This window comes from Sediminispirochaeta bajacaliforniensis DSM 16054, assembly GCF_000378205.1.
Taxonomy (GTDB): Bacteria; Spirochaetota; Spirochaetia; order DSM-16054; family Sediminispirochaetaceae; genus Sediminispirochaeta; species Sediminispirochaeta bajacaliforniensis.
On record NZ_KB899416.1, the window covers coordinates 37003 to 46749 of the forward strand.

Here is a 9747-nt window from a genome sequence, read left to right on the forward strand (position 1 = left end):
ATTTTTGAGACTTCTGGAATTGAGGGGGGAGTGTATGCATGATGATAGAGCTATAGCACATGAAGGGCAGACACTAAGGGATCACCTCAAAAGCGTTGGTGCATTAAGTAGAAGGAATGCAGCAAAGATAGGATACTATGTAAAACTAAAAAGGAGCGCTTATGAATAAATACGAAATATCAATGGAAATAGCTGGACCTTTTGCAATGTGGTCAAGACCAGATACAGGGGCCACTCCCACAAGCTATCCTGTCCCAACATGGTCTGCAGCTAAAGGGATTTTTGAATCTGTGGCCTTTTATAATGATGGAAAAGCTTGGATACGGCCAGCAAAGGTAGAAATATGCAAAAAGAAAAATACCCATTGTGGTGAATTAAGATTTCAACGATATACAACAAACTATAGAGGACCATTAAAAATAAAAGCTAAGCCCAATTTCCAGTTTAACGCTTTAATCCTTTCTGATGTTTGCTATCGCCTGTATGCTGTTATTGAGAATGGAAGTGGGCAGCATTTAGAAAAAAGAAATAATCCCTGCCATGCTTTGCAGGCAATGTTTAAAAGACGGCTTGCAAATGGACAATGTTATAAAACACCTTCATTAGGATGGAATGAATTTGTGCCCAGCTATTGGGGTCCTTTACGCAATACAGATCAAGATTCGGAACAAACAGAAATCGATACCGATATCAGTCTAAATATGGTATCCGTTTTAAATCAGGTTTTTGATAGAGCGATTAGTGGATTTTATAACCCCCAATTTATACAGAATGATAAATCCGTTATTCAAAATGGAGAATTTTATTATGATTAATGAACTTTATTCTGTCTATCAGGGATTAAATGATGTTGGAGAAGAACCAGAGATCAAACATAATGATATTGTCTCTCCTGGAAAAGGAACAACATTTAGAATCAGCCTCTCAAAGGAGGGGAATATTGACAATATTGAATTATTAACAAAAGAAAAAATAAAAGATATATGGTCTATACGAGATGGGCAACAGAATCAATTTCCAGCTGCGAAATTTGAATATCCTTTTATTCCAGATGGGAATAAAGACTATGCTGAATGGAGGAAAAATAGCAAAAATTCTGATGCTACCGCATATCGAGATATGATTAATAATTTGCTCAATCAGTATAGTGTTACTATTCCCAAGATTAAAAGTTGGCCAAGCTACCGCAAGAGAATTCTAGAACGTAAAGAGCAACTCAAAGAGCCACTACTAAGAAATCAGGAAGGTTCTTACATATATGATCTTTTTGAACGCTATAGTAAAGCTGGGAACAATGGGTTATCAATACTTTATCAATTTGCAGAAAAATTGAAGTCTTTGGTGAATATTATTGACAATAAGGAGAAATTGAAAATTATTGCAAACACATTTTTTGGTGATTCAATAAATGCTAAAGGTAAGATAAAAGATGGCAACAGGGTAACTCTTCTGATTGATTGTATGCCTCAGAAGGATATTGATGTTTATGCGTCATCAAAAAGACGAATCTCTATTTTATCAAAAGCATTATATGAAGCAGAACATGGCAAACAAATTAAGCGAGCTATTTGTGCATTGACGAATAGTGAGGGAGAAGTAATTTCTGGTAGTTTTCCTTCTGAGAATTTGAATGTAGTCGGTCAGACTTTTCTTCTTGCAAAAAGTGATACAACAAGCGGTCCTACTGTAAGACGATATGGCAAAGCCGGAACTGATTCATTCTCGTTAAATAGATTAATAGGAGAAAAGTTAGCAGCCTCTATTACTTTTCTAACCAAGGATAGTCTGGAAGGAAAAACCTGGAAGAAAATACCTTCATCTACCGGATCATCAGCAAGTCTTCTTATTGGTTATTGTAAAAGTAATTTTGACTTAACAATTACCCCGATAATTACCGGAGGTGATATTGATGATTTTGACGATTATCAGAATGCTACTAAAACCGTTCTTGATCTTTTTAACAAAAGTAACTGTACTCCAGATGATGTTGTAGAAATTGCAGAAATCAAAGTTCTTGATAAAGCAAATAGAAAAATAAATTATGCCACATCTGCGACAATAGAAACTCTCAGAAAAGCTGCAAATGAATGGATCAAAGCATGCAATAACTGTCCTGATTTTAAACTTTTTGCTAAAATAAAGGCAACTAGTAAACTACTGAGTCCATGGGCAATAGCTCCTATCGAAGCAACCTATCTGACCCAAAACAAGTACATACGTGATGGTTTATCATCTACATCAGTAATCCCGATGAGTTTCACAGATACAATGACACTTTTTATATCTCAATCTGACAGTGTTAAACCAGCAGCATTAAGAAATCTTCAGAAACTTGCAAACCAGATTGAGCCTTTGTTTCGATACTGTGCATTGAGTAAGAATCAGTGGCCTTTATCAAAAAATAATCAACAGGTTGTGACAAAATCAGATAAAAATAGCCTTGCTTTGAGGGTAGCAACATTATTTGCAGTTCTTTTGTACAAAGCCGGAAGAAAAAAGGAGGAATATATGGATAGTTTTGCTTATCAATTAGGTCAGCTATGTTCTGCAATGGATGAATTACATATAGGCTATTGTCAGGACATGAGAAAGGGGGATATTCCCAACACACTTATTGGAAATGCTACTTATAATATTGCTTTACAAAGTCCAATAAAAGCATTGGCATTCTTAGCTTCTCGAATCAAACCTTATAAGGTATGGGCTAAGAAAAAGCGGGCAGAGAATAAAGAAATTACTGATAAGGCAATTATTGCCGGTTTATCTGCCTCTGTTTGGCTGGAAAGCCATTCATCGAATATAGAAAAGCATCTATCAGATAATTCTCAGTTAGTGAACGATACATATAAGACGGAGCTTATGCTGGGATATTTAGCTGGAAGGCCTTTTGGAAAAATGGAAAAAGAAAACAATGCAGAAGGAGTAGAGAAATGAAAGCAGAATTTAACAGACATGTAGGATTACTTGTATTAGATGTTACCATGTCCAACCCCAACGGAGATCCGGATATGGAATCGGAACCTAGAACCAGAGAACTGGATGGCTTGGGAATGATCAGCCCTGTTTCCTTGAAAAGAAAATTCCGGGATTTGGTAGGAGAAGAATCTGAGGTTTTTAATGCAGCAAAAGAAAAATTGAATTTAGGATCATCAACCAAGAATTCTTTTAGAATTTTAGAAGAACGTGGTCGTGACCGCGATGAAATAAAAAGTATGAATAAAGAGTTATTTCAGAAAATGTTCTGGGATGCTCGATTGTTTGGTAATACTTTTTTGGAATCGCTAAAAGACTCAGAACTTGATGCAGAACAAAAAGAAAAAAAGAAAGCAGGTGGATATAATCATTTGATTAATACTGGCGCAATGCAAATAGGTGTAGGTCTTTCAGTAGCCCCTATTGATGTCGTTCGAATGACCAATACAAATAAATCTGGAGTTGAGGCAGATAAAGATCGAGGAATGGCTCCTTTAGCTTTTCGGGTTGTTCAGCATGGTATTTATACAATTCCTATTTTCGTGAATCCAAGCATTGCTCAAAAGACGGGAGCAACGGCAGAAGATTTGGAATTATTTAAGTTTATATTACCCTATGTGTATCAGCATACTGCTTCTGCAATTAGACCTCAAATTTCCATTCTGCATGCATGGTTTGCGGAACACAAAAACGCATTGGGATCTTGCCCTGAGCATTTATTTATAAAGGCATTGACTCCTAAAGTTAAAGAAGAAATTAAGGAAAAGGTTAAAAACGGGGTTTCCAAACCATCCTCTATGGAAGATTATTATATTCCGTCAAAAAGTGATTTAGGTGATCTAATGAATCGTTTCAACAAAGTTGAAGATCTGATGGAGAATATTTAGATGAATTATATCGCTCATACTCCACCTTCAGAGAAACCAGAATTACAGCCTCATTTGTACTCTTCTCATATCAAAGAGATGGTGGAGTATGGTTGTCCTTTATTAAAGTATCTTCTGTCTTTTTCAGAAATAGATGGAGAACAAAAAAAGATACTGTTACAAACGTTTAAGGCTGCCTTAATGTTACACGATATGGGTAAGCTTGATGAAGAAAATCAATCTGTGTTAAGGGGTGAACGAAAAGGTAGATTACCTGTAGACCATCTCGATGCCGGAGTCGCTATTGCAGATTCTATGCAGAATGAATTGGCAGCATGGATTATCAGAGGTCATCATTCTCCTGGATTATCTAGTAAAAAATCTGAAAAGTATTTTATACGACAACTGACAGCTGAAACAGGAATGAAGCTCTCTACAACCAGTTTGCGTGGGTTGCGGCATAAAAGATTAGCAAATGGCAATTCTCTAGTGAAGGAAGATTTCTTAAGACATTTTGATGCTATAAAAAAAACAGATTCAAATATTAACAACTATATTGCCAGACAAAAAGAATGCTGTGGAGTTTGGCCGGATGTCTCAATGCGACTGCCTGAGAGTGGTCTAACAACTAGGCTGATACTTTCATGTCTGGTTGATGCCGATCATGGCAGCGCAGGAGCATATTCTTTAGGTACCTCGTTGCAGCCTTTTGTACCACTTAATACTTTATGGAATAAACGTTTGTCTGCACTTGATAAATATATCAGATCATTAAGAAAGGACGTTACAGGCTTAGAGAAAGAACGAAATGAATTGCGTGAGTTATTTTATCAACATTGTTACACCGATGAATTACTCAAATCGAAATTAGCTATGTGTTCAGCCCCTGTCGGGTTGGGAAAAACAACATCTGTGATGGCTTATCTGTTAAGAAAATCCATAGAGAATAATGCAAGCAGGATAATTGTTATAGCTCCATTTTCAAACATTATTGATCAAACTGTTAAAGTCCTTCGTAAAGCTATTGTTTTAGAAGGAGAAGAACCTGAACAAATTGTTGTGGCACATCATCATAAAGCAGATTTCAGCGACAAGGATATGCGGCAATATACTGTGCTTTGGCGTGCTCCTATAGTAGTGACCACTGCTGTTCAGTTTTTTGAAACCCTTGCAAGTGCTAATCCTACAAAGTTGAGGAAGTTACAGGCTGTTGTGGGGGCCTCAATCTTTATTGATGAATCACATGCCTGTCTTCCTGCCTGGCTGCTAAAAATAAGCTGGCATTGGCTGCGTGAATTATCGAATAGTTGGGGCTGCAATATTGTTTTTTCTTCCGGATCAATGGTGGAATTCTGGAACGATAGATATCTAATCGGAGAGGAAGAAGTACAGCAGTTGCCTGACCTTTTTTCCAAGAATCTACAAAAGAAGGCAATGGTAGCGGAAACTAAAAGGGTCGAATTTAGAGAATTTGAAGATGCGTTATCGCTAAATGACATTATTGATAAAATTCAGGATATACAGTTATGGAATGGGCTTCATAAGCAGATAAGACCATCATGTTTGATAATTATGAATACGGTACAATCAGCCGCTGTAGTTGCCTATAGTTTAGCGTCTGTTTTAAACGATATGGGCAATTCTTTACAAAATAAGCAAGTTCTTCATCTTAGTACAGCCCTTGCTCCTAAAGACAGAGATATTATCTTAAAAGAAATCCAGAGAAGACAGGAAGATAGCGAATGGAATCAAAGTCGTTGGTATCTGATCGCAACAAGTTGTGTGGAAGCAGGAGTTGATCTGGATTTTTCAATTGGATTTCGTGAAAGATGTTCTGTAACAAGTTTTCTGCAAGTGGCAGGAAGGATAAACCGGCATGGATTACGTTCAAGTGGATTACTTTATGACTTTAGTATTGTACCTGAGAATGGTTTAAATAAACATCCTGGTTTTGAAGACGCAAGTATTGTGTTCTTGGAATTATGGAGTGATATAATTCGACCAGAAATATCATTAGCAGAATTATCGACAACGGCTATTCGAAAGGAATATTCTAGAATTAATGAAAAAGATAAAGAAGGATCTGATAATATTTTTTTTGAAGAGAAAAAGCTTGATTTTCAGGAAGTAGAAAGGGAATATCATATTATTAAAACGGATACCGCAACTGTAATTATAGATGCAGATGTAGTTCAAAAACTGGAATTAGGAATACCAGTTAGTTGGCAAAACATACAGGAAAGCTCTGTTCAATTATGGTCGAATAAAATTCAAAAGTGGCATTTACATCCGGTAGCACGTTGTAAAAATGATGATATATTTTCATGGACGGATACATATGAATATGATTCATCCTTTCTTGGGATTATGGGTGGAATTCTTAAAATAGATAAATTTTTTAAGAATGAAGGTGGCATCATCTGAATGAAAATGGTTCTTCCCGAGGTCTCCGGGGCTTTGCCCCGGAGAGGGGGGAGCGGAAGACTCCCCGTCGGGGCCGGGCGGCGCGAGAGCAAGCCCGGTGAGCCCCGGCGATAAGGGAGGCTGGAGCGAGGGGGAGACTTCCCCCTTCAAAAACTCTTTTTCTGATTGATGCCAACTGTAGTGGCGAATATTATAATAATCGCTAACACTATTGGCGATTATAAGAAAATATGGGAACCTAAATGAGTACATACCACAAACCACTAGATAACCTTTCTCCTGTATCCGCTGGAGGGAAGAGCTCAAAGTCGGGATGGACGCCCTTTTGCTATCATATGATAGCCGAAAGGGATTCCTTTCTCAAACAGCTCTGCTTCGATGGTGTTATTGAGGGTATGGAAGATGGTTGATGAAGACGAGCTTATTCCCATTTCTGCTTTACAGCATGTTCTGTTCTGCGAACGACAGTATGCGCTGATCCACCTTGAACGGGTTTGGGAAGAGAACCGTTTTACCGCCGAAGGGAATATCCTGCATGAGCGGGTGGATATTGAGCACCATGAGAGTCGAAGGAACTACAAGGCGGAATATGGCTTGGCCATACGATCACTTTCTTTCGGTCTCATAGGGAAGGCCGATGTGGTCGAATTCGAAAAGGATGATGCGGGTCGGATTGTTTCGATTGTGCCTGTGGAATTTAAGCGGGGTAAAAACAAGGAAGAGGACCCCGACCGTGTGCAGCTCTGCGCTCAGGCCCTGTGCCTGGAGGAGATGTTTGACTGCGAGATAAGCGAGGGACAGTTGTATTATCTGGGGGAACACCGCAGGCGGTCGGTTGAAATTTCGGAGCAACTTCGCGAAAAGACCTCAGGCTTAATCGAGCGAATCCGGATCATTGCTGCTTCTGGGGCCACGCCTGAAGCGGTATACGAAAGGCGAAAGTGTGACCGTTGTTCCCTTTTTGATCTTTGTATGCCGAAGACCGTGGACGGTGGCGGCAAGAATGTTGCCCGTTATGTACAGAATCAGATACGAAAGAGTTTGCATGATGAAGATACATGTAAGGAAGATGTGTAATGCGAAAATTGCTGAATACCCTCTATGTCGCCACGCAAGGTAGTTATCTGCGCAAGGAAGGGGAGACCGTCGTTATCGAGCAGGGCGGTGAAAAGGCCTTGCAGTTGCCGATCCATACTCTGGGAGGGATCGTTGCCTTCGGCAACGTGCTCTGTTCCCCTTTTTTATTAGGCTTCTGTGCCGAACGGGATATCACCGTCTCCTTTTTAAGCGAACACGGCCGTTTCCTTGCCGCGGTCCGGGGACCGGTTAGCGGGAACGTTCTGTTACGCCGGACCCAATACCGGCAGGCTGATGACCCACGGGTAACCCGGGATGTTGCAAAAAACATCATCGAGGCAAAACTCGCCAACTCCAGGCTCGTGGTCAACCGTGCCATCCGTGACCATAAGGAGCGGGTCGATGACTCGGCACTCTCCGATGCTGCGGCTCAGATTGCCAGATATCTTCAGCAACTTGAACGGGCCAAGAACGCCGATGAGGTCCGCGGTATTGAGGGGATCGGGGCGGCACTCTATTTTGGGGTCTTCAACCATTTGATTGTGGATCAGAAGCACGATTTTACCTTTTCGGAGCGAAACCGCCGGCCTCCCCTGGATGAGGTCAATGCCCTGCTTTCGTTTACCTATACCCTCCTTGCCCATGACGTGCGATCGGCCCTGGAAACCGTCGGCCTGGACCCGGCTGTCGGCTTCCTGCACCGGGACCGACCGGGGCGTCCCGGTCTTGCCCTTGATCTGATGGAGGAGTTTCGCTCCGTCATTGCCGACCGCCTGGTCCTCTCGTTGATCAACCGCCGACAGGTTGCCAAGTCGGGTTTCAAACGGGCTGAGAATGGTGCCGTGATCATGGATGATAAAACCAGAAAGACCCTATTGGTGGAATATCAAAATAGGAAACAAACCGAGGTCTTTCATCCCTATATTGAGGAAAAGATTCCCATCGGCCTGCTCTTTTTTGTACAGGCGAATCTAATGGCCCGTTTTTTGCGCGGGGATCTCGATGGCTATCCGTCCTTTTTCTGGAGGTAAAAAGTATGATGGTATTGGTCAGCTATGATGTTGCCGTCACCACCCCAGGTGGTACCAGACGCCTTCGTAAGGTCGCTAAGGCATGCCTCAATTATGGGCAGAGGGTACAGCACTCGGTATTTGAATGCGTGATTGATCCTGCCCAATGGGTTAAACTCAAGCACCAACTCGAGACGATCGTTGACCCTCAGGAGGACAGCCTTCGCTACTATTTTCTCGGATCAAATTACAAGCGTCGGGTTGAGCATTTCGGTGCGAAACCCTCCCTTGATGTCGATGGACCGGTTATCGTTTGATGCTGCGAACCAAAATGATACATAAAAACCCCGACCTTTCGCATCGTTGATAATTCTTTATATGGTAATGATCTTTGAAAATATAGAGAAGGAAGTGTTCCTTTTTTTGCGATTATGCATACTGTTCGCAGATATGGCCTCTTAACTTTTTCCCCTGAAAAAAGATATACTGCAGCCTGTCGCACCCCTCGCGGGTGCGTGGATTGAAACGAGGTTGAGGGAGTCGCCGACGGAGAGTCCGTCGGGTCGCACCCCTCGCGGGTGCGTGGATTGAAACTTGCTCTCTCATCTGTTTTCGCTGCCTCATTCCCTGTCGCACCCCTCGCGGGTGCGTGGATTGAAACGAGGTTGAGGGAGTCGCCGACGGAGAGTCCGTCGGGTCGCACCCCTCGCGGGTGCGTGGATTGAAACTTGCTCTCTCATCTGTTTTCGCTGCCTCATTCCCTGTCGCACCCCTCGCGGGTGCGTGGATTGAAACATGTCGGGGCCGACGGCATCAAGGACTTCTTCGGGTCGCACCCCTCGCGGGTGCGTGGATTGAAACTGGCCCTAAGAGTTATTAGCCTCCTCTCTTGGGGGTCGCACCCCTCGCGGGTGCGTGGATTGAAACTATAATTATAGTAACGACGTATCCTACTCAGTACAGTCGCACCCCTCGCGGGTGCGTGGATTGAAACTATAGTATAGGCCCATTGGGCCTATGTGTCAACTGTCGCACCCCTCGCGGGTGCGTGGATTGAAACATTGGAAGTCCTTATAAATATGTCCGCCGACGGAGTCGCACCCCTCGCGGGTGCGTGGATTGAAACGTAGGCTGCTGCGTTGGCTGCGTGGGCTGCGTAGGGTCGCACCCCTCGCGGGTGCGTGGATTGAAACAGCGCACACGATGTATACCTCAACAATTACGCCATGTCGCACCCCTCGCGGGTGCGTGGATTGAAACTCAGGCTTATTACTCGACCGCGGAACAGCAAACCGTCGCACCCCTCGCGGGTGCGTGGATTGAAACAAGAATTGGTATAATGGCAATAAGGAAACCGACGCGTCGCACCCCTCGCGGGTGCGTGGATTGAAACGTAA

General features: G+C 42.4%; 8 protein-coding genes and 1 CRISPR repeat array. All 8 genes read left to right on the forward strand.

The window, feature by feature from the left end:
* Positions 1–34: 34 nt before the first annotated feature.
* The 8 genes from F459_RS24545 to cas2 all read left to right on the forward strand — a co-directional run bounded on the left by F459_RS24545 (position 35) and on the right by cas2 (position 8667).
* The gene (locus tag F459_RS24545) at positions 35–169 is read left to right on the forward strand and encodes a hypothetical protein (RefSeq protein WP_020612858.1); all 135 of its coding nucleotides are present in this window, start codon (positions 35–37) and stop codon (positions 167–169) included.
* A complete protein-coding gene (cas5, locus tag F459_RS0111455; protein WP_020612859.1) occupies positions 162–815 on the forward strand; it encodes a CRISPR-associated protein Cas5 in 654 nt (217 codons plus the stop codon). Before F459_RS24545 ends, cas5 begins: the two co-directional genes overlap by 8 nt.
* Positions 808–2934 (forward strand): hypothetical protein, encoded by a 2127-nt coding sequence (locus tag F459_RS0111460; RefSeq protein ID WP_020612860.1) that lies wholly within the window; start codon positions 808–810, stop codon positions 2932–2934. The genes cas5 and F459_RS0111460 overlap by 8 nt, the downstream gene beginning before the upstream one ends.
* A complete protein-coding gene (locus F459_RS0111465; protein WP_020612861.1) occupies positions 2931–3860 on the forward strand; it encodes a type I CRISPR-associated protein Cas7 in 930 nt (309 codons plus the stop codon). Before F459_RS0111460 ends, F459_RS0111465 begins: the two co-directional genes overlap by 4 nt.
* Entirely contained in the window at positions 3861–6263 is a 2403-nt protein-coding gene (locus F459_RS0111470; RefSeq protein WP_020612862.1) for a CRISPR-associated helicase/endonuclease Cas3, read from the forward strand.
* Between the two features lie 402 nt (positions 6264–6665).
* On the forward strand, positions 6666–7340 hold the full coding sequence (gene cas4 / locus F459_RS22245; protein ID WP_020612865.1) for a CRISPR-associated protein Cas4: 675 nt from the start codon (positions 6666–6668) through the stop codon (positions 7338–7340).
* The gene (gene cas1c / locus F459_RS0111490) at positions 7340–8371 is read left to right on the forward strand and encodes a type I-C CRISPR-associated endonuclease Cas1c (protein ID WP_020612866.1); all 1032 of its coding nucleotides are present in this window, start codon (positions 7340–7342) and stop codon (positions 8369–8371) included. Before cas4 ends, cas1c begins: the two co-directional genes overlap by 1 nt.
* A 5-nt stretch (positions 8372–8376) precedes the next feature.
* Positions 8377–8667, forward strand: a complete 291-nt coding sequence (gene cas2 / locus F459_RS0111495) for a CRISPR-associated endonuclease Cas2 (RefSeq protein ID WP_020612867.1) — start codon at positions 8377–8379, stop codon at positions 8665–8667.
* Between the two features lie 178 nt (positions 8668–8845).
* Positions 8846–9743: a CRISPR direct-repeat array (repeat unit 32 nt; unit sequence GTCGCACCCCTCGCGGGTGCGTGGATTGAAAC).
* Positions 9744–9747: the final 4 nt, after the last annotated feature.